General features: G+C 37.6%; 12 protein-coding genes. 6 read left to right on the top strand and 6 right to left on the bottom strand.

What is annotated here, in order from left to right; genetic code table 11:
* Window positions 1–461: 461 nt before the first annotated feature.
* The gene (locus ACSHW7_RS14705; protein WP_435680127.1) at window positions 462–1157 is read right to left on the bottom strand and encodes a DUF4294 domain-containing protein; all 696 of its coding nucleotides are present in this window, start codon (window positions 1155–1157) and stop codon (window positions 462–464) included.
* Window positions 1158–1272: 115 nt separating this feature from the next.
* Here ACSHW7_RS14705 and ACSHW7_RS14700 point away from each other — a divergent pair, with 115 nt between their 5' ends.
* The 5 genes from ACSHW7_RS14700 to ACSHW7_RS14680 all read left to right on the top strand — a co-directional run bounded on the left by ACSHW7_RS14700 (window position 1273) and on the right by ACSHW7_RS14680 (window position 7839).
* Window positions 1273–2361 carry a M42 family metallopeptidase gene (locus ACSHW7_RS14700; RefSeq protein ID WP_435680126.1) on the top strand — a complete coding sequence of 363 codons (1089 nt, stop codon included), beginning with the start codon at window positions 1273–1275 and terminating at the stop codon, window positions 2359–2361.
* A gap of 106 nt (window positions 2362–2467) precedes the next feature.
* Window positions 2468–3538, top strand: a complete 1071-nt coding sequence (locus ACSHW7_RS14695; RefSeq protein ID WP_435680125.1) for a DNA topoisomerase IB — start codon at window positions 2468–2470, stop codon at window positions 3536–3538.
* Between the two features lie 376 nt (window positions 3539–3914).
* Window positions 3915–5378, top strand: coding sequence for a hypothetical protein (locus ACSHW7_RS14690; RefSeq protein ID WP_435680124.1), 1464 nt, complete (start codon window positions 3915–3917; stop codon window positions 5376–5378).
* A 77-nt stretch (window positions 5379–5455) separates the two neighbouring features.
* Window positions 5456–6889 (top strand): MBOAT family O-acyltransferase, encoded by a 1434-nt coding sequence (locus ACSHW7_RS14685; RefSeq protein ID WP_435680123.1) that lies wholly within the window; start codon window positions 5456–5458, stop codon window positions 6887–6889.
* An 89-nt stretch (window positions 6890–6978) separates the two neighbouring features.
* On the top strand, window positions 6979–7839 hold the full coding sequence (locus ACSHW7_RS14680) for a hypothetical protein (protein WP_435680122.1): 861 nt from the start codon (window positions 6979–6981) through the stop codon (window positions 7837–7839).
* Here the strand turns inward: ACSHW7_RS14680 and ACSHW7_RS14675 are convergent.
* Window positions 7836–9209, bottom strand: coding sequence for an alanine/glycine:cation symporter family protein (locus ACSHW7_RS14675; protein ID WP_435680121.1), 1374 nt, complete (start codon window positions 9207–9209; stop codon window positions 7836–7838). The genes ACSHW7_RS14680 and ACSHW7_RS14675 overlap by 4 nt on opposite strands.
* 221 nt (window positions 9210–9430) lie before the next feature.
* On the opposite strand from ACSHW7_RS14675, the gene ACSHW7_RS14670 reads away from it, so the two are divergent.
* Window positions 9431–10687 (top strand): acyloxyacyl hydrolase, encoded by a 1257-nt coding sequence (locus tag ACSHW7_RS14670; protein ID WP_435680120.1) that lies wholly within the window; start codon window positions 9431–9433, stop codon window positions 10685–10687.
* On the opposite strand, the gene ACSHW7_RS14665 is transcribed toward ACSHW7_RS14670, so the two are convergent.
* From ACSHW7_RS14665 to ACSHW7_RS14650, 4 genes are all read right to left on the bottom strand, one after another.
* A complete protein-coding gene (locus ACSHW7_RS14665) occupies window positions 10684–11175 on the bottom strand; it encodes a hypothetical protein (protein ID WP_435680119.1) in 492 nt (163 codons plus the stop codon). The genes ACSHW7_RS14670 and ACSHW7_RS14665 overlap by 4 nt on opposite strands.
* A gap of 125 nt (window positions 11176–11300) precedes the next feature.
* Window positions 11301–20903, bottom strand: a complete 9603-nt coding sequence (locus ACSHW7_RS14660) for a choice-of-anchor Q domain-containing protein (protein WP_435680118.1) — start codon at window positions 20901–20903, stop codon at window positions 11301–11303.
* A gap of 368 nt (window positions 20904–21271) precedes the next feature.
* On the bottom strand, window positions 21272–22219 hold the full coding sequence (locus ACSHW7_RS14655) for a phosphoribosylaminoimidazolesuccinocarboxamide synthase (protein ID WP_435680117.1): 948 nt from the start codon (window positions 22217–22219) through the stop codon (window positions 21272–21274).
* Between the two features lie 66 nt (window positions 22220–22285).
* Window positions 22286–22687: a hypothetical protein gene (locus ACSHW7_RS14650; RefSeq protein WP_435680116.1), complete on the bottom strand. Its 402-nt coding sequence runs from the start codon at window positions 22685–22687 to the stop codon at window positions 22286–22288.
* Window positions 22688–22871: the final 184 nt, after the last annotated feature.

The following is a 22871-nucleotide window of genomic DNA, read 5'->3' as shown; positions in this document are numbered from 1 at the left end:
GGCAAACTCTTCGTTTTATTAGCGGGTGCAAATGTAAAACCATTTCCGATAACCCACAACCTTTAAACCAAAAAAAATAAAAATATTTTAAAGAACTTTCAACACCCCAAAAACATACATTCAACTCGTTTTCTTAGCGGGTGCAAATATACTACTGTTTAAAGTTATCTACCAAATATAAATTCAATTATTTACTAAAAAAATAAAATAAAAATTATATCTTTCTAAAAATCAATAAATTAAATTAAAAATAATTTTAGTGTTGATTATTGTTAACTCTTTATATCCGCCTAAATCAACTAAATTTCAATATTTGAAATCTTAAAAAAATCTAAAAACATGTCAATCAAGCATTTCCTCGAAAAAAAAACTAATCAAAATACTTAAACAAGTAAACGCTTAAGTTTTAAGGGGAATCTAAAATACTGCTTTTGAATCAACTACAAAAATAAAGATATAAATTATTCGGTTTTATTACTCCAATGAGAGGATAAATCTAAATAGTTTATTGGAAATGCTGGAGCTTGTCGTTCTAATATTTCGGCTTGGAAGGAACGTTCAAGGATATCTTCGATTAGATAATCTTCCTTTTCATCAAAAGGTTTATATTCCTCTTTAATAGATATGTCAAACAATTTTGCCGTACTGTTATACCAGAATGCCCTCCACCCTGTTCGAAGTTCTTTTACAAGTTCAAAAGCAGTGCGACCGGTTTGACGATGGATTAATTTTACAAGTATTTGACCTTCTGTTCGAGTTAGTTTTTTAAGTTTTTCAGAAAACTCTCCTTCTATATATTTTTGAATACGCTTGGTGTATTTTCTGCGGAGACTTTTCTTTTCAATAGTTTTTAAACGCTCCGTCATCGTAATAAGCCTTTCGGCAGCTAACTTTGCATAGGGATATACTTTACGTGTTTTTCTTCTTAATATAAGGTATCGAATACGGTCTTTCTTGTTATTGAACTTTAATTTATTCAGCAAAACTACCTCCTCTAGATTTATAAACTCACGTGGAATAGAATCACCTTCTACCATATAGTAAAACGTTTCGGTTGAATCGTTTTTAATGGTTACTCTTTCTTTATCATTTTGGGCTGACGCCGAAATTGATATAATTAAAAACAGTAGAAGGATGTTTACAATGTTTGTTTTCATAAATGGGGTACTCATACATTCCGAGGAAAAGCTAAAACCGTTCCAAAAATATAACTTTTACAACGGATGCTTCATATTAATTATTTAATTTTGAAGGAAACATAAATACAACGCAATGGCGAAATCTATATTGAATAAAAAGTCACTTAATTTTTTAGAGAGTTATTTAAATAACGCTGCACCCACTGGGTACGAATGGGATGGACAAAAATTATGGATGGAATACCTCAAGCCGTATGTGGACGAATTTATTACAGACACCTATGGTACTGCCGTGGCGGTCATCAATCCAAAAGCAAAATATAAAGTTGTTATTGAAGGCCATGCTGACGAAATTTCATGGTACGTTAATTATATAAGTGATAACGGGCTATTATATGTGATTAGAAATGGCGGTAGCGACCACCAGATTGCGCCTTCAAAAATTGTGAATATTCACACCAAGGGAGGAATCGTAAAAGGAGTTTTTGGTTGGCCAGCGATTCATACTCGCAACAAAGCAAAAGAAGAGGCTCCAAAACCCGATAATATATTTATCGATATTGGCGCAAAAGATAAAGAAGAAGTAGAAAAAATGGGCGTGCATGTGGGCTGTGTAATAACGTATCCAGATGAATTTCATATTTTAAATGAGGATAAATTTGTATGTCGCGCACTTGACAATCGCATGGGAGGTTTTATGATTGCTGAAGTTGCACGACTTTTAAAAGAAAACAAAAAGAAGTTGCCCTTTGGACTGTATATAACCAATTCGGTACAAGAAGAAATTGGATTACGAGGAGCGCAAATGATTGCTGAACGTATTAAACCAAACGTTGCTATCGTGACCGACGTGACACACGATACTTCAACCCCAATGATTGAAATGAAAAAACAAGGCAGAGCCGAAATAGGACAAGGACCTGTCATTGCTTATGCTCCTGCAGTACAACAAAAACTAAGAGATTTAATTACCGAAACTGCCGAGAAGAAAAAAATACCGTTCCAGCGAGCGGCGCTTTCCAGAGCAACAGGAACCGATACAGATGCTTTTGCCTATAGCGGAAGCGGTGTAGCTTCGGCATTAATATCGCTACCATTACGTTATATGCATACCACGGTAGAAATGGTTCATAGGGACGATGTTGAAAACGTAATCAAACTTATCTATGAGTCACTATTAAATATAAAAGACGGAGACACCTTTAGTTATTTTGATAAATAGTACTAAGTCTTCTTAATTCTTTTAAGCCTTCTGAAATTTTAAAATTTCAGAAGGCTTTGTCTTTTCATTAAGAAACTTTAGGAATTTATTAAAGTAAATTTGAATTATGAAATTAACCACTACTCAGATAAAGTCGGCTTTAAAAAATCCTGAAAAAGCGGCCGAGCTTGCAAATTTGATATATATCACAGATAAAAAATTAACCATCCAGCGACATAGGCACGGTAGGGGATTTTATTATACTCAGGACAAGATAAAAATTAAAGACCGTTTATCGATTAAAAGGTTTAAGGGATTGGTCATTCCGCCAGCTTGGGAAAACGTACGAATAACGCCATTAGAAAATGGACACATTCAAGTTGTAGGCAGAGATGAAAAAAATAGAAAGCAATATAGATATCATCCTAGTTGGTCCAAACTAAGAAATGAAACAAAATTTTTAAAGATGGTCGCTTTTGGTGATGCGCTTCCTAAAATGAGAAAGCAAATTGAGGAAGACCTCAACCCCGAAGTTATGAGAAAGCGCAAATGCCTAGCTCTCATTGTTAAATTAATGGAGGAGACACACATAAGGATAGGGAACGATTTTTACGCAAAGCGAAATAAAACCTACGGTCTTTCTACAATGAGAACCAAACATTTAGAATTACAGAACAAGGATTTGAAATTCAACTTTGTCGGAAAAAAAGGCAAAGAGCACAGTATTTCTTTACAAGATAAAAGGCTTCGTGAATTAGTATTGCAATGCAAAGAAATTCCTGGTTGGGAACTTTTTCAATATTACGACCAAGATGGCTATCATCACAGTATTGATAGCGGGATGGTCAATGATTACATAGCAGAAATTAGTGGTGCTTATTTTTCAGCAAAAGATTTTAGAACTTGGGCAGGAAGTAAGATATTTTTTATGGCATTGAGCGATATGGGCGAAGCATCCATTAAGTCTGAAATCGAACTTAATTTAAGAAACGCATTTAAAATCACAGCCAATGAATTAGGAAATACACCTACTGTTTGTAAAAAATATTACGTCCATCCATTAATCGTTGAGAGCTATGTAAAAGGAACCATTGGAAAGTATTTTAAAATGATACATACAATTAAAGACGAACGCTTTTTCTCTTCTGCGGAAAGTGCGTTGATGAATCTTTTCGGCACTTTTAGAATTCATGTTTAACTTGTTTTTATTACAAAATCTAATTGCTTTTTTAATGAAATTTCAGGAATAAAAAAATAGTTAAACTTTATTAAACCTTATAAATTTCTTCAAACACTTTATTATAAGAATGACTTTATATTTCCTAGCTCTATTGATTTCATGTAAACTTAGAATTTGAAAACAATAATATCAATTGAAATTCTGATTCAGAAAAATTATAAATCAAACCTTGGTAATATCGTTACTAAGGGATATTTCGAAAATTAGTTAAATTTTATTATATTTATGGACTCCCCAAACTTGGGGAGTTTTTTTTTAATATATATTTAATAATATCATAATATATAAAGAGGATGTCTCAGGTTATTTTTGAAAAACATCTAAAATTATAAAAATGAAAAGATTATTATGTATTACAGTAGCTGCATTCATTCTTAATGCGTGCGAAAAAGAGTCAACAAGTTTTGAAAACAATTCGGAAACCGCAAGTGATATCGCACTAGCTTTTGATGTTGCATCACTAAATTCAAATATTGGAATCTATAAAGGTGTATTTACTACCGAAGATTCTCAAACTAGAGGTATTATCGAAATGACAATACCCGGCACTACAACCTTTGTTGCTTATTATGGGCAGTTTCCAACTGCTACATTGACATTGTCAAACGGTACAGTTCTGCTTGCCACAGCTGATAGAAGGATTGCAGAAAATGAACCCGTTAGCGATGTACAATTTAGCGGTGATGGATTATCATTTGTCCTTAATATGAATGACGATGGTAGCGAAGTAACGTTTTCTGATATAAACCTAAATGGAACTACATCCTATGCTCTGATAAAAAAACACACAAATAGAGCACCTATTTCTCCTATTACAGGTGTTTATCAATGTGTTGAATGTCAAGATCACCCAAATTTAGAAGCAGGTCTTGAACAGTCTTTCAATGTTTTGGTAGATGAAGCTACCGGAGATATTTCTACAAGTGTAATGCTTGGAACGGTTGAGTTTACTGGAACAGGATTACAAGGTGATTGCGTTGTAAATGGAGTTCTAACTTCATGTGATACTATTGGTGAATTTGATTCGGTAGGAGGAACTAGTATTTCTTGGGATGGTACACACCTATATAATAATGAAGATACTATGGCGAGTAATGACTGTTCGGATTTTGACGGTGCATGGACTTGGGTAACTAACAGTTATGGTACAATCAGTGGAACTTTTTCTAGTGATGTTACTCCTTGTACACAAGACCCGGCTACATTAGTTTTTGAAGATTTTGAGGATGCTTCTGTTACTTATACTACTAGTGTTCCAGAATTTACTGACGCTAATAGTGACTACTTTACAAGAACTGATGGAACAAATATTGCTTCCAATGTTGATATTGCTGGAGTTGAAGGTTCTTCTTTCTTTGGAGCACAAGACATTGACGGTGAAGTAGCTAATGCAAACCAATTTATAAACTTTGACAATTTAGATATAACAGGACTTAATAATATTACATTTAGTGCTTTATTTGCTGAAGATGATAGCAACGATGGAAACGAAGATTATGATGATTCAGATTTTGTACGGATTGAATATTCATTTGATGGTACTAACTATACCACTTTCTTTGGTATTGTAAATGATGGGAGAGAATTTAATGGTGCTCCTTTGAAAGATACTGATTTAGATGGTATTGGTGATGGAGCTGAAATTACAGACACCATGACTAGTTATAGTGCTAGTTTTGTAAATGATGCATCTACAAATCCCATGGGAGTCACTACCGTTAGCATTAGAATTTCAATTGATTTGAACGGTGGTGATGAAGATATCGCAATTGATAATGTTTTAATTCAAGGAAACTAATTAAGTTTGTTTATCAATATAAAAAAAGGCTCTCAATTGGGAGCCTTTTTTTATATTGCATTTTCTAAAAGCCCCTTGTGTTATTTAACTCATTCGATTTTGGTCTTTTTCTAGTTATCGTCTATTTGCTCTATTGGGCTCTAGGCACAAAACGACGTATACCACAAAATCTTTTACTCTTAGCTGCAAGTTATTTTTTCTACGGAATTTGGGACTGGCGTTTTCTTGGATTGTTACTGGCCAGCTCACTAATCGATTATTTCGCCGCTATAAAAATTGAATCATCAAATTCAAAAACCGCGAGAAAATCATATTTATGGCTGAGTTTACTTTGGAATTTAGGGGTGCTCTTTGCCTTTAAATATTACGGTTTTTTCGTAGATAACTTTGTTGCGCTCTTTACCGAAAATCCTACACCAAATCAATACTACTTTTGGAATGTAATTATCCCTGTGGGCCTAAGCTTCTACACATTTCAAACCATGAGCTACAGCATTGATGTATACAGAAAAAGAATAAAAGCATCAAAAAGTCTGTTGGAATTTTTATGCTTTGTTAGCTTCTTTCCGCAACTCGTGGCAGGTCCTATTGAGCGGGCAAAATCATTATTACCCCAATTTAAAAAAGAGCGTAAATTCAACTATCAAAATTCAAAAGAAGGGCTACGGCAAATATTGTGGGGATTGTTCAAAAAAATAGTCGTTGCAGACAATGTTGCCGTTGTAGTTAATGCTATCTACGCCTCGCCGGAAGACTATGGAAGTCTTTCTTTACTCTATGCCTCTGCCCTATTCTTTTTCCAAATTTACTGCGACTTCTCTGGATATAGTGATATTGCGATAGGAACTGCAAAACTATTTGGATTCAAGCTCAGTAAAAATTTCAACATTCCATACCTATCGCGCAGCGTGAGCGAATTTTGGCAACGCTGGCATATCACACTCACAAAATGGTTTGCAGATTACGTGTACGGACCCATAATAAAAAAGCATAAGCGCAGCTATATTTGGAAAACAATTGCACTCTTTATTACCATGACTTTAATAGGATTATGGCACGGCGCAAAATGGACTTTTATCGCTTTTGGAGTGTTTCAGGCCATTACCATTTCCATAGAAAGAATTCCTTTTAAAGTGAATGGAAAAAATGTGAGTCTCATCATGTTCTTGACCAAAATACCACTGGCACTTACCGTAATTTATAGTTTTGCACTGATAATGACCTCCTGTATATTTTTTAGAGCGAGCGATATTCAAAGTGCATTTACCATCATTAAAAGGATAGGTTCGTATATTCCTTCAGAAAATTTCACACTCTTAATTGGCTGGAAAGTAGGATTTGTAGTATTGCTCATTCTTGCTGAAGTTTTTACCAGGTTTAAAGCATATCCATTATTTCAACTAGAAAAATTATTTCCAAAACTTGTGCGATGGGCTATTTATTATTTTTTAATTTTATTGATTATTAGATTTCCTGGACCTAAGGAACAGTTTATTTATTTCCAATTTTAAACATGCAGAAAAAATTTATTACATATTGCCTCTTATTCTTTTTACCTATAATTATAATTATGGGAGTGTTGGAATTTAGTGTGATAAATATGCCAACCACTTTTAATAAAATTGCATCTCATAATGAAATTAATAAAAATAATATTGAATTACTTCTTACAGGGTCATCACAAGTGCAAGGTGGCTTAAACCCAGAATATATAGATATTCCAACAATTAATTTTTCTTCTGGCTCCCAACATCACCGAGAGGATTTTGCAATATTCTCCCAACTAAAAAATCAATACCCAAAGCTAAAATATGTCCTTTTTGAACTTTCTTTTGCGCATTTGGACATTCCTCATAATGATAAAACCTTTTGGAAAAATGCAACATACTTAAAATATTACGGCGTTAATGCTTACGAACGAAACACCTACTTTAAAGACAAGCTTCTCTATATTTCAAATCCAGATGTCTTTTCTAAACTAATAGATGAGTATTATATTTCTAAAAGCAATACAGATGCATTTAATTATAACAAGTATGGATTTCTGGAAAGTGACAACGGACTTTTCAAAGTACTTCATTATGACACCACTGATATAAATAAACGAAACTTTAGAATACGTAATGAAGAGAACCCTTTAACCTTTGAATACAATACCACCTATTTCAAAAATATGATTGAAGAGGCAAATAAGGCGGGTTTACAAGTAATTATTGCGACCGTGCCCACCTATAAAACTTACATTAAAGCGAGGAATCCAAATCTTATCAAAAGACGTGATTCTATATTAAATCAAGTAATGACCAAATATGATAACGTTTCGCTTTTTAACTTTGAGAATGATACCATTAATTTTCAGGTAACCGATTTTCTAAATGAAAACCACCTCAATCCCAAAGGCGCAGAAAAACTATCGAAACTTTTCAATAATTTTTTAAAAGAGAATGTGCTGGATGATTAATATTTCAGCTTTGCTATATATTTCTTCGTAGCTTCAATCACTTTAGGCGCTAAAATCAACGTGCTCAACATCGTGGGTATTGCCATCATAGCAAAAAACGTATCAATAAGATTGATCATCATACTCAAAGAAGTCGTCGCACCAAGAATTATACTTGCCAAATACATATAATTATAATAGCCCTGATACTTTGTCCCGAACAAAAAAGACATACATTTTGTTCCATAATAAGAGTATGAAAATAGTGACGAAATACTAAACACCGCAATGCACAACATCAACGCATACTTCCCGTAACCCACAATTCCCGCCTCAAAAGCTGTGACCGTCAAACTCACGCCGTTTGCCTCGCTCGTTTGCCAAACGCCAGTGACCAAAATAGCAAGTGCTGTCAACGTACAAATCAACAAAGTATCTATCGCCGGCCCGAGCATAGCAACCAGCCCCTCGCGCACAGGTTCGTTGGTTTTTGCCGCACCGTGAGCCATGGGCGCAGTACCAATTCCCGCTTCGTTTGAAAATGCTCCGCGACGAATGCCCAGTAAAATTAAACCTCCCACAACGCCACCCAAAAAGGTATCACCTTTATAAAATGATACCGAAAAAGCATCTGTAAAAATAAGCAAAACGTATTTTGGTACTTCGGAAATGTGACTCCCTAAAATAATCATCACCATCAATAAATAGAGTACAACCATCGCCGGCACCAATTTACTTGCGGTTTTACTAATCCTCGATAGTCCACCCAAAATTACAACCCCAGTAATAACTGCCAAAATAATTCCCACAACCAAATTACTTTCAAACCCCGAATAAAAACCTGCAGGTTTCAAAATTATATCGTTGAGTGCTTGCGTTAATTGGTTCACATTAAACACTGGCAACGCTCCCACTAGCCCACAAAGACTAAAAAATACGGCTAGAAATTTCCACCGTTTGCCTAGACCTTCCATAATAACGTACATGGGACCTCCCTGCACGTTCCCAGTATCATCATTCCCGCGATACAATACGGCCAATGTTGCCGTGAAAAATTTTGTTGACATCCCCACGACCGCACTCATCCACATCCAGAAAACTGCACCCGGTCCTCCAATGGCAATGGCGACGGCAACTCCGGCGACATTTCCCATTCCTATAGTGGATGACAATGCCGTGGTCAATGCTTGAAAATGGCTGATTTCGCCGTCGTCAGCTTCATTATCATATCTTCCTCTCAACACGGCAATAGCATGTCCAAAGAACAAAAATGGCAGAAACCGTATGCGTATTAGCAAATATATTCCGCCACCAATTAATAATACCAGCAATGGTAATCCCCAGGCAAATGAGGCCATCTCAGCTATAAAATTATTAATGGATTGATACATGCTTCGGAAATTTTAATTCGATTTTAAATATAGGTATTGTTTGGGGATGATTTGGTTTAAAAATTATAGATTATGATTGATATAACCACCGCGATTCAACAAAGCTGAAACACCCCGCTTTGAGAAGAAAAAAACTCTTAAAATTCCATAAAATAATGAAGATTTGACTTTTTTGAAATTTGTGATTTCACCTTTAGAGAATTTCCTTTTATTTGTATTCCATGAAGAATATATTATTTCTGCTCTTATTAATTTTCGCTCCTCTCCTACTTTTTGGACAAGAAACAACCGATTGGAAAAAGCCTGCGTTACTTATAACTCCTGAAATTTTAGTAGGTTCCACAGCTCCGTCAAACGATAACTTTCCTGAAACTGGTCTGCATAAACAATTACTTGTTACAATAGGTAGAAACCATCAAAATAACCCACAGGAATGGGCGCAGCGATTGAAAGGAGTTCGCACGGGAATTGGTTTTGGAATTTCAGACTTTGGAAATTTAGATAGTTTAGGAATTGCGTTAACTGTGATTCCGCAAATACAATTTAACGCCTTTGGCAGTGAGCGATTTTCTGTAACTACCGGAATGGGTGCTTCATATTTTACAAAAAATTACGATTCCATCACAAACCCAAATAACCGAGCGGTCACGACAGATTATACGTGGGCATTTAGATTATTTTTAAATTATAATTTCTTAAAAACTCAATCATTGGATTGGAATATTGGCGCGGGATATTCACACCATTCAAACGGACATACAAAACTTGATAATCAAGGATACAATTCGTTTTTGGTGAGTCTTTCTGCAGCGATTAATAATCCGTTTAAAATTTCCGAAGAGAATGTAACGCTTCCGAAGAAAACCTTTGAAAGGTCCCATTATTCTTATTTTAGTCTTCGCGGTGGGCTTGGCTGGAATGTACTTGCGCTCGCTTTTAACGATAATAGAGAGGTGTATTCTTTGAGCGCTGAATATGGCAAAGTATATAACAATACTTGGAAAGTGGGATTGGGATTAAATTACCGTTTCTACGAGCATTATTACGATTACATCGAGGGCAACGAGTCTTTGGTGCAGGACGGGAGAGAGTTTGAGGATTATAAAGAACATCCTGTTTGGAATTCGTCGGCAATATCACTCGCTTTAAATGGTGAGGTGCTCTTAAATCATGTGGGGATTGCGTTTCAAGTGGGCTATAATTTTCATAAACCCGCCTATAAAATTGATTGGCGAATTAACGAAGGTTGGGACAATACCCCGCGGGAAATCCCCGAAAGTTGGATGCTGGGAGAATTTGGCACCAAGTTTAAATTAAAGCATAGAATTTCAAGTAGATTGGGTGCCAAATATTATTTTATTGGTACCGAAAAACGCCCTCTACACAATATATTTATTGGCGCTCACCTCAACGCTAACTTAGGACAAGCAGATTTTAGTGAGGTTGGTTTTGGGTATGTTTATAGTTTTGGGGGTTAATCCATTTTAATGAAACTATTTAATCCAATTTGATAAATCATAAAAGGCCACATCTCGATTCCTTTAACACCAGGATGGGTACCTACATTTGAAGTCATTTCAAATTCTCCTTCTTCTTGACGAAGAATTTCAGAATTATAATTCAAGGAGTATTTACTCCTGTTTTTCATTAACAACAAAACTTTCATATTTTCCTCTCTTTCTTCTTCGGTTTCACCATTGGTTCCTAAACAAAAGTAAAATTCGATAGTACCATCTTCCCCGTTTTCATTAAATAAAGCATCATTTTCCCAAGTATCAATAATCTCTTCAAATTGTTCATATTTTATTATTGAATAATCAAAATTGTTAGAATCTGTGGGATATAATTTAATAGTAAATTTACTACCAATAGGAAAAGCAAAACCATTTTGAGGTTTCGTTGGCAAATCTTGACTTTTTACTCCGTAGCTAATAATTAGAAATAAAAATATTATCGTGTTTCTCATATAGAAAATACAATAAAGTTTCAACATTCATCAATCTAATATACATAACATTTCCTAAGTAAAAATAAAAAAGCCCCTTCCGATTAACGGAAAGGGCTTTAGTTAACTAACTAACTTAAAAACTACTATCTAGCAAGTATCAATCTATGTGTAGAAACAGCGTTTCCTGAAACTACATTGATTACATACACACCATCAGACAATCCATTGAAGTCTAATGATTGTGAACCTGCTGTCATTTGTATTTGTTGTACAATTTTACCTGACCCAAGCTCAATTACAGTTACATCAATCTGAGTTCCAAATTCCTGAGGAATCTTGATTGTTGCGTTTCCGCTTGACGGGTTAGGGTAAATTACGATACCGCTTCCATTTGTTTGGATATCATCGATAGCCAATAAAATGGTCTGCGCTTCAAAAGCTCCTATGTCACGTATTCCTTCAAAAACCGCTTGGTCAATCTGATCATTAAAATTATCTGCTGGGTCACCTGCGTTGTATGCTGAACTTCCAAGTAATAATTCATGAGTTTCAGTCACACCACCGTTATTTTGAAGTGGTCCCGCCATTGGGTCTGCCTCTTCAATATCGTTTGCAGCTTCTGGGAATACATTTGCATCATCCGTACCAATCAAGTTATAATCGTTTGATACTAAACTAGGACCAGCAACGTCAATTCCAGTAAGTGCTGTATTCAATGCAACGATGGTGTTCTTTAAAGAAACATCATCATTTGCAAGTACACCACCACCCATTTCAGATGCAGCATTCGTAGCAATTGTTGAAGCGTTCACGTCATAACCAGCATCTGCATATAAACCACCACCATTTACGGCCGTGTTTCCAGAAACAGTACTACGTAATAAAAGTCCGTCACCACCATCAATTACAATACCACCTCCACGTGAAGCAGAACTGTTATTAGATATTGTTGAAGTTGTTACGTTCAATGTACCTCCATTGTTGTAAATACCTCCACCACCATTGGCAGCAGCAGCACCAGATACGCTATTTCCATCAATTGTTGTTGTCGTTACTTCCATAACGTTTCCATTTTGGTTCCATAATGCACCACCTTCAGCAGCAGCAGCATTACCAGTAAATACAGCATTAGCAATTGTAACTGTTCCATTTGTTCCAGTCACATGGATTGCTCCACCGTTACCTGGCGCAGGCGTTCCAGCTCCACCGTCAACATCGTTTTCTGAAATGTTACTGTCTACAATACTCAAGTTACCTTCAATCATTTCGATTGCACCACCAGCTCTATTTGCTGAGTTGCCTGTGAAAGGTGTTCCTAAAATTGAAACATCACCAGCAGTTGATAGTAAACCTCCACCAGAACCAGCAGCTCCAGTTGCCAAGTTATTTACAATAGTAGTTGTCTCATCTATTGAAAGCGAACCTCCATTATTAAAGACTCCACCACCACCGTTATCTGCATCTGCACCTTGTGCGATATTACCATCGATAGTCATACCTGAAATTGTCATTAAACCTGAACCATTCCATAATCCACCACCTTCACTTGCCGCAATGTTTGCCATTGCAACTCCGCCAGTGATTGTTGAGTCTCCAGGACCAGTGATATGTAATCCACCACCATTTCCAGGAGCTGAACCAGCTTCATTGTCAGTCATAGAAACATTGGTCAATGTCAACACATTTCCAGCAACCGAATTATCTTCTATTGCTCCACCAGCTCTGTTTGAACTATTTCCTACTAATGTAGTTTCAGTAACAGTAAGTGTACCTAGATTATTTAGGATACCACCACCAGAACCTGCAGCTCCATCCGCAACGTTATCATTGAATGTTGCATTAGCAACAACCATAGTTCCTCCGTCATTATACATAGCTCCACCACCTTGGTCTGCAGCCGCTCCACTTGAAACGTTTGCTGTAAAAGCAGTTCCATCTACATTCATTGTTCCTACGTTGTTCCAGAAAGCACCACCTTCAGCCGAAGCTGTGTTGTTGCTTGCTGTACCGCCAGTTATTGTAGCATCACCGGCACCAGAAATATGAATTGCTCCACCATTACCTGGACTTGAAGCCGTAGCATTAGAATCAAAATCAGTATCCGTTACAGTCAACATACTTCCAGCGATTGCAACTTCTTCAATTGCACCACCAGCTCTCATTGACGTGTTTCCATTAAATTGTGAATCAGAAACTGTTAAGCTACCTAAGTTATTTAATACCGCACCACCAGAACCTGCAGCTCCGTCAGCAACATTCGTATTAAAAATCGCGTTAGCAACAGTCATTGTTCCCGCTTCATTGAATAATGCTCCACCACCTTGGTCTGCATCTGCTCCACTTGCAACGTTTGCATTAAAGGTTGTTCCATCAACACTCATTGTTCCTGCATTGTTCCAGAAAGCACCACCTTCAGCCGAAGCTGTATTGTTGCTTGCCGTACCGCCAGAAATTGTTGAATCTCCAGGACCAGTAATGTGAAGTGCTCCTCCATTACCTGGACTTGATGCTGTTGCATTTCCGTCAAAATCAACATCGGTTAATGTTAACGTGTTTCCAGCAACAGAGTTATCTTCAATCGCACCACCGGCACGCATTGATGTATTTCCACTAAAAGATGATGATGTAACGGTAAGAGTACCTAAGTTATTTAAGATACCTCCACCAGAACCTGCAGCTCCATCTGCAACGTTATCATTAATTGTTGCATTTGTTACTATCATTGTACCACCTTGGTTGTGCAATGCACCACCACCGTTGTTTGCAGCTGGCCCACTTCCTACGTTTGCAGTAAATACAGTACCATCTACATTCATTGTTCCAACGTTATTCCAGAAAGCACCACCTTCACGAGAAGCTGTATTGTTACTTGCTGAACCTCCTGTGATATTTGCATCACCAGGACCAGAAATGTGAATTGCTCCACCGTTACCTGGACTTGATGCCGTTGCATTTCCGTCGAAATCGGTATCAGTTACTGTTAGTACATTTCCTGCTACTGCAACTTCTTCAATTCCTCCACCAGCACGCATAGATGTGTTGTTGTTTATTTCAGAATTTGTAACTGTTAGTGTACCTAAGTTATTTAAGATACCTCCACCAGAACCAGCAGCTCCGTCAGCAACATTGTTTGTAATAGTTGCATTGTCTACAACTAATGTACCTCCTTCATTAAAAATACCAGCTCCACCTTGATCAGCATCAGCACCACTTGCAGTATTTGCATCAATTGTAGTTCCTGTTACGGTCATGTTTCCACTTCCGTTCCAAAGACCACCACCTTCAGCAGTTGCAGTGTTTGTATTTACTGTACCATTAGTAATTGTTGCATTACCAGGACCTGTAATATGAAGTCCACCACCATTTCCAGGTGCAGCTCCTGCAGCGTTATCATTTAAAGTTACATTAAGTAACGCTAACGTTCCCGTTCCGTTTGTAGAATTATCTTCAATTCCACCTCCAGCACGATTTGCTGTATTATTTGTTACGGCTGAATTGTTTACAGTCACACTACCACCATCAACATTTTGAATACCACCACCAGAACCGGAAGTTCCATCGGCTATATTGTTTGTTATTGCAGTATTAGACTGTACCATTACAGTACCCCCATTGTTGAAGACACCTCCACCACCATTATCAGCATCATTTCCGCTTGCAGTGTTTGCATCTATTGTAACTCCGTTGAGAGTCATCATAGCTCCAACTTGGTTCCAAAGTCCACCACCTTCAATAGCAGCATCATTGTTTGAAACCGAACCACCAGCAATCATTAACGTAGCAGCTCCACTTACGTGAAGTCCACCACCGTTTCCAGGTGCAGGAGTACCAGCAGTACCATCTACATCATTATCATTAATATCCGTTTCTGAAGTATCAAATGCTCCAGCAATGATTTCTACACCACCACCAGCTCTATTTGCTGCGTTATTGTTAATTGTTCCACCAATAGCAGCTACCGTACCGTCGGTTGATAATAAACCACCACCAGAACCTGAAGTTCCATTAGCTTGGTTGTTGTTTATCATTACTATGTTAAGTGATAGGTTTCCACCATTGTTGTATACACCTCCACCACCATTGTCTGGGTCATTACCACTCGCAATGTTATTGGTCACGGTTGTAGCGTCAATTGACATTACACCTGTGTTGTTCCAAAGACCACCACCTTCACTGGCAGCAACATTTGCATCAACAGTACCACCACTAATTATAGCTGAAGCAGTTCCTCCTAAGTGAATTCCACCTCCATTACCTGGAGCAGCAACACCTGAAGCAACACCTACATCATTTGTATTTAATGTAACGTCTGTCATATTAATTGAACCCGCAGCAACTTCAATACCACCACCTGCTCTATTAGCTAGGTTATTGGTAATAGTCGTTCCTGTAAGAGTAATTGTTCCTCCATTTCCGAGGATACCACCACCAGAACCTTCGGCTCCATCAGCAATATTTGCGTCAACCAATGTTGTAGCATCTACATTTAATGTTCCACCATCATTGTAGATTCCTCCACCACCATTTTCGGCCAATGCTCCACTTGCGGTATTATTTGTTATAATTACACCTACAACATCCATTGTTCCAGTACTGTTCCAAAGTCCACCACCTTCTGAGCCAGCAACATTTCCGTTAATTGTTCCTCCGTTGATTGTAGAATCTGCTCCTCCACCTACGTGAAGTCCACCACCGTTTCCAGGCGCGGTATTGGTTGTGTTTGTGTTTAATGTAATATCTGTTGTAGTTAGACTACCAGCAGCGATTTCAATTCCACCACCTGCTCTATTCGATGTGTTATTGGTAATAGTAGTTCCTGTAAGGTTTACAGTTCCTAAATTACCCAATATTCCACCACCAGAACCAGCAGCACCATCAGCAACGTTTGAATCTATCAGTGTAGCTGCATCAACATTCAATGTTCCTCCATCGTTGTAGATTCCTCCACCACCGTTTTCGGCCAATGCCCCACTTGCAGTGTTATTTGTTACCATTACACCATTTACATTCATTGTTCCAGTACTGTTCCAAAGTCCACCACCTTCTGAGCCAGCAACGTTTCCGTCAACTGTTCCTCCGTTGATTGTAGAATCTGCTCCTCCACCTACGTGAAGTCCACCACCGTTTCCAGGTGCAGTATTCGTTGTATTTGTGTCTAACGTAATATTTGTTGTAGTTAAATTTCCGCCGGAAATTTCAATACCACCACCCGCACGATTTGATTCGTTATTAGTAATAATAGTAGCGTCCATTGTTACAGCACCACCATTACTCATAACACCACCACCTGAACCAGCAGCTCCGTCAGCAGTATTATTGTCTATCGTTGAGTTTATAATATCTAACGTACCTCCATTATTGAAGACACCTCCACCTCCGTGAGTATTAGCAGGTCCACTTGCAACATTTCCGTTAATGTTTGGATTGTCCAACGTCATTGTTGAGCCAACTTGGTTCCATAATCCACCACCTTCTCTGGCTGCAGTATTATTTTCAACGTTACCTCCATTAATATTTATTGTTGCTACACCACTAACGTGTAGTCCACCACCATTACCTGGTGCGGCTACTGCAGGTGCGTTTCCAGCATTATTTCCACTCAAATCTATATCAGTAGTTGTTAATGAACCATCGATAATTTCGATTCCACCACCAGCTCTGTTTGCTGTGTTGTTATTTACTTGAGTACCAATTCCAGATAATGTTATATCTCCATTTGTACTTAAAATACCTCCACCAGAACCAGAAGTTCCATTAGCTATATTGTTTACAATTTTTGTACCTGTCGCTACGGTAAGTGTACCTCCATTATTGAAGATTCCTCCACCACCATTTGTAGGGTCATTACCTGACGCAATGTTCTGGTCAATAAAAGTATCTGCAAACAAACCTCCTGGAGTAGGTGTCACAACATTCATTGTACCTTCACTATTCCATAATCCACCACCTTCACTAGCTGCAACGTTTGCTAATGCAATACCACTAAAGGATACTGTTGCTCCGTTTCCGGTTACGTGAATACCTCCACCATTTCCTGGATTTGGCGTTCCACCTGTAACAGTTCCATTTACGTCATTGTTGCTAAGGTTTGTATTTAAGATATTTGCAACACCATCGATAATTTCAACTCCACCACCCGCACGGTTAGCACCATTGCTAGTTATAAAAGCTCCTGAAATTTCAACTGTTCCAGCTGTACTAAGAATACCACCACCAGAACCAGAAGTTCCTGTAGCCATATTTCCGAAAATGTCAGCAAAACCAGTAAACAAGTCACCTGCTGCATTTAAAGTACCTCCGTCATTATAAATACCTCCACCACCTTGCTCAGGTGCATCACCTGTGGCAGTATTATTACTTATTGTATTTGCTCCCATAAGGGTCATCGTTCCTGCACCATTCCAAAGACCACCACCTTCAACAGCTGTGTTGTTTGAAATAGTTGCATTTGTAAAAGTTGTGTCTCCAGCTCCCGAAATGTGATATCCACCACCATTTCCAGGCACAGCACCACCAATAGAAGTGTTACCAGATAACGTTAAATTATCAAAAGCATATGTTTGACCAGCCATAGAGCCAAAAACTTCAACTCCACCACCAGCTCTATTTGATGTATTATCTGAAATAGTAATTCCATCTACAGTAAGTACCCCTTGATTTGTCAAGATTCCTCCACCTGAACCAGCAGCTCCGCTAGCCGTATTATTTGTTACGGTAGTAGAACCATCCGCGATAAGAGTTCCCATTTCATTATAAATTCCTCCACCACCTTGGCCAGCATCGGCTCCGGTTGCTTCGTTCATATCTACTGATGAATCTGTAACGGTCATCGTTCCTGCACCATTCCAAAGACCACCACCTTCAACAGCTGTGTTGTTTGAAATAGTCGCATTTGTAAAAGTTGTATCTCCAGCTCCTGAAATGTGATATCCACCACCATTTCCAGGCACAGCACCGCCAACTGCGGTATTGTTGTCTAGCGTTACATTATCAAAAGCATATGTTTGACCAGCCATGGAACCAAAAACTTCAATTCCACCACCAGCTCTGTTCGATGTATTTCCTGAAACAGTAATTCCATCCAAAGTAATTGAACCTTGATTAGTAAGTATTCCACCACCAGAACCAGCCGCTCCGTTAGCGTTATTATTTATAATTTCTGAAGTACCATCTACAATTAGAGTTCCCATTTCATTGTAGATACCTCCACCACCTTGTCCAACATCTGCTCCCGTAGCAATATTTGCATTTACGCTTGTATTTGTAACGGTCATTGTTCCAGATCCATTCCATAATCCACCACCTTCAACGGCAGTATTTGCAGCGACATTAGAATCTAATATTGTAGCATTAGCATTTCCTGTTAAATGGATTGCTCCACCATTACCAGGTGCAGTACCTCCTATTGCAACGTTATTTCCTAAATCTGAATTGGAAACAGTTAATGTTCCACCTGCAGACATTTCGATAGCACCACCCGCACGATTTGCTTGGTTTCCTTGAAAGAAACCACCCGTAGGAAGTCCATCGATATCCACCACACTATTTGGTGCGGCAAAAATAGCACCACCAGATGCGCTACCCGTAGTAGCCAAGTTGGCATTAAAATTAGTACTCAAAATATTAAGTGGCCCACCAACTGTGTAAACTCCACCTCCACCAGTAGTTCCTCCGGTAGCAACATTATTATCTAAACTTACGCCATTTATGGTCATAAGTCCCATTCCATTCCAAAGGCCACCACCTTCTACAGCAGTATTGTTTTGTACAACTCCACCGTTAAACGTAGTATTTGCAGGTCCCGTAACGTGAAGTCCTCCTCCATTTCCTGGGTTTGCAGTTGCAATTGAATTTCCTGTTAATGTAAGATTGTCAAAAAAGTAATCTGTTCCAGCATTAATCTCAATACCTCCACCTGCTCGATTTGCAGTATTTCCTGAAACTGTAATTCCATCTACTGTAAGAGTACCTCCGTTTGTCAAGATTCCTCCACCAGAACCAGAAGTTCCATCCGCTACATTTGAATCTATCAATGTACCAGCGTTAACATTCATAATCCCTCCATCATTGTAGAGTCCTCCTCCACCATTTTTGGCCAGGGCTCCACTTGCAGTATTGTTTGTTATATTTACACCAACAACATCCATTGTTCCTGTACTATTCCATAATCCACCACCTTCTGAGCCAGCGATGTTTCTGTCAACTGTTCCTCCATTGATTGTAGAATTTGCTCCTCCACCTACGTGAAGACCACCACCATTACCAGGTGCTGTATTTGTCGTGTTAGTGTTGAGTGTAATATCGTTCAATGTTAAAGAACCACCAGCTACTTCAATACCTCCACCAGCTCTATTTGAAAAGTTGTCAGATATTGTAGTTCCTGTAGCCGTGTACGTTCCTGCTGCAACGAGTACTCCACCACCAGATCCAGTAGGGCTTACAGTTGCAATATTATTTGTAATTACAGTAGTTGCATCAGTTAATAATGTACCTGATTGGTTATAAATACCTCCACCACCAGAAATATTGTTGGCTGCACTATCTGCTCTGTTATTATCTATTAAAACACCTTGTATATCCATCGTTCCTGCTCCATTCCATAGTCCACCACCTTCATTAGCTGCTAAGTTATTTATAACTTGACCACCTACAATAGTAGCATTTGCATTTCCTCCAAGGTGAATTCCTCCACCATTTCCAGGATTAGAATTTAAAGGAGATGTCACACCAGTATCATTTCCATCTATTATTGCATCTGTAACATTTAATGTTCCTGCAGCTATCTCAATTCCACCACCTGCTCGTGTTGAAACATTGTTGGCAATGGTTGTTCCCGTAATTGTTACTAAACCACTAATACTAAAAATTCCACCTCCAGAACCAGAGGCTCCATCGGCAACATTATTTATCACTTCGGTTGCAGCGTCAACGTTTAGCGTTCCGCCATTGTTGAAAATTCCACCACCACCATTGATAGCCATTGGTCCACTTGCAACGTTACCATCTATGTCACAATTAATAATTGTCATTGTTCCAGTTCCATTCCATACACCACCACCTTCATTAGCTGCTGTATTTCTTAAAAATCTAGCAGATAATGTAGAATTTGCTGCTCCAGTAATATGGATAGCTCCACCGTTTCCTGGAGTTCCTGTAGCTTCATTATTAAGAAAAACTGTATTTCCTGTAACAATAAGGTTTTCACTAGATTGAACCTCAATGGCTCCACCTGCTCTGTTTGCTATGTTTCTTCTAAAAGAACCCGCGTTAATATCTAAGATACCGGTACCAGTATTAAAGATAGCCCCTCCGCTACCAGGGGCACCGTTTGCAGTATTATCATTAAAAGTACATCCATTAATATCGAGATCTGTGTTCTCACTATATATGGCACCACCATTAGCAGCAACACCGTTACGGAATGTAACATTGGTAATTGATAATGAGGTTGCATTTGTAACAGTAAAAATTCTATCGAGCCCAGACCCGTCAATAATGCTTCCAGAAGCAGTAATTGTTAATGGTCTTGTAATCTCAATGTCACCGGTTGTCAATGTAGGATTTATAAATAAACCTATTGAAATTGTGTTTGCTCCAACCATCGCGTTGGCATCCGCAACTGCTTGTCGCAAAGAACCAGGTCCTGAGTCATTGCCATTGGTCACAGTAAACTGCCCAAATGACAAAAATGTCGTTAGTAAAAATGAAATCGATAAGAAAAGATTTCGAGTAAATGTGTTTCTCATAGTATATATATTTTAAAGTTAGTTATCCCCAGTTTAAAATAAATGGAGTTTTACTTACCATAAGGTACGAGAGAGAAACATACTCGGTTTTGTTAAAAAGAGTTAAATTATTTGATTTTCAGAATTTTAACAAAATTATAAGAAACCTAAAGTATCGAACTTAATGGCTGAATATAAATGAATTAAGCACCGAATACTGTAAGAATTTAATATACATAAAAAAGCAAAATACCCTGCTGTATTGGGTATTTGCATAACTTTAACAAAAACACGGTTTTTGAAAAGTAGAAAATCAGTTTTTATAGTTATTTCCTATTTGTGAAATTAAACTTATTGAAAAAAGTTATTTTAAAGTGGAAGAAATGTGTTTAACTATTAAGGTAAGATGATACATTGTTTTCAATACGTGCTTCTATATTTGAAACATCAGCCTTGACGAAAGTTTCGCCAGTGATGTTTTCATACAATTCAATGTAACGTTCTGAAACAGTTTTTATATAATCATCGCTCATTTCTGGAACTGTTTGACCTTCTAGACCTTGAAAATTATTTGCAATGAGCCACTGGCGTACAAACTCTTTTGACAATTGTTTTTGAGCCTCTCCTTTATCTTGGCGCTCTTGGTAGCCCTCTGCGTAGAAATAACGTGAAGAATCTGGCGTGTGGATTTCGTCTATCAAAACAATCTTTCCGTCTTTGGTTTTACCAAATTCATATTTAGTGTCTACCAATATCAATCCGCGGGCTGCTGCGATTTCACTACCCCTTTTAAATAATTTGCGTGTGTAATCTTCCAAAACCAAATAATCTTCTTCGCTAACAATCCCTCTCTTCAAAATATCTTCTCTTGAAATATCTTCGTCATGATTACCCATTTCGGCTTTTGTAGCGGGTGTAATAATAGGACTGGGAAATTTATCATTCTCTTTCATCCCCTCTGGCATTGGCACACCACACAATATTCTTTTTCCAGCTTTATACTCTCTTGCGGCATGACCACTCATATATCCACGGATAACCATTTCAACTTTAAAAGGTTCGCAAGCTTCACCTATTGCCACGTTGGGGTCGGGTGTTGCCGTTAACCAATTGGGTACCAAATCCTCCGTATCCTTCATCATTTTTGTAGCAATCTGATTGAGGATTTGTCCTTTATAAGGTATGCCCTTTGGCATCACCACATCAAACGCACTCAATCTATCTGTAGCGACCATTAACAATTGATCATTTTCCAATGTATAAACTGAACGTACCTTACCATGATACACGTTTTTTTGTCCCGGAAAATTAAAATTGGTTTTGATGATGGTGTTCATTGTAAAAATAAAGGTTACGAGTTATGATTCTGAAATCGAAATTAATATAATATTGATAGCTAAAAATTATCCTTTAACTTTTTCAAGTTTTACAGCTTCTAATTTCTGAAACCAATTTGGACCATTGATATCAATGCTTCCTTTGTCCAAAAGAAAGCGCATTATCTCGGCATTTGGTTTGCCATTCAACATTTTTTGTTCAACCGAATCAATATAATTTTCATCTACAGAGTTATCTGCATAAATGCGATACACAATATTCTTATTATTGGTCATTTTACTAGATACTAATTTCTCCACCTCGTTTCTTATATTTTCAAAAGCAACTATATCTTTCTCGAGACGGATATCTTTATCCTGATTGATATAAACATTTATAAAAAATGTGGCTTTCTTCGCTTCTGAAATTTGTGCGAACAAACTAAAACTCATAAATGCCAAAACTGTAAATGCGATAGTATTTTTCATAATAATTGTTTATTTAATCGTGATTGATAAATTTCTCAATAATAAATGGATTTTCAAAGAAAATAAATATGAAGGTAAATGTGGCCCTAAATTGAAATTTGTTTCGCAAAGTCATAAAGTATATCCGATTCCTTATTTTCAAATCGAGTAAAATTTCTGAAAGACTTTAGTCAAAATTATTTTT

Source organism: Patiriisocius sp., from assembly GCF_051252435.1.
Taxonomy (GTDB): Bacteria; Bacteroidota; Bacteroidia; order Flavobacteriales; family Flavobacteriaceae; genus Patiriisocius.
Note: the sequence above shows the minus strand (reverse complement) of the source record. Positions and strands in the feature narration are given on the sequence as shown.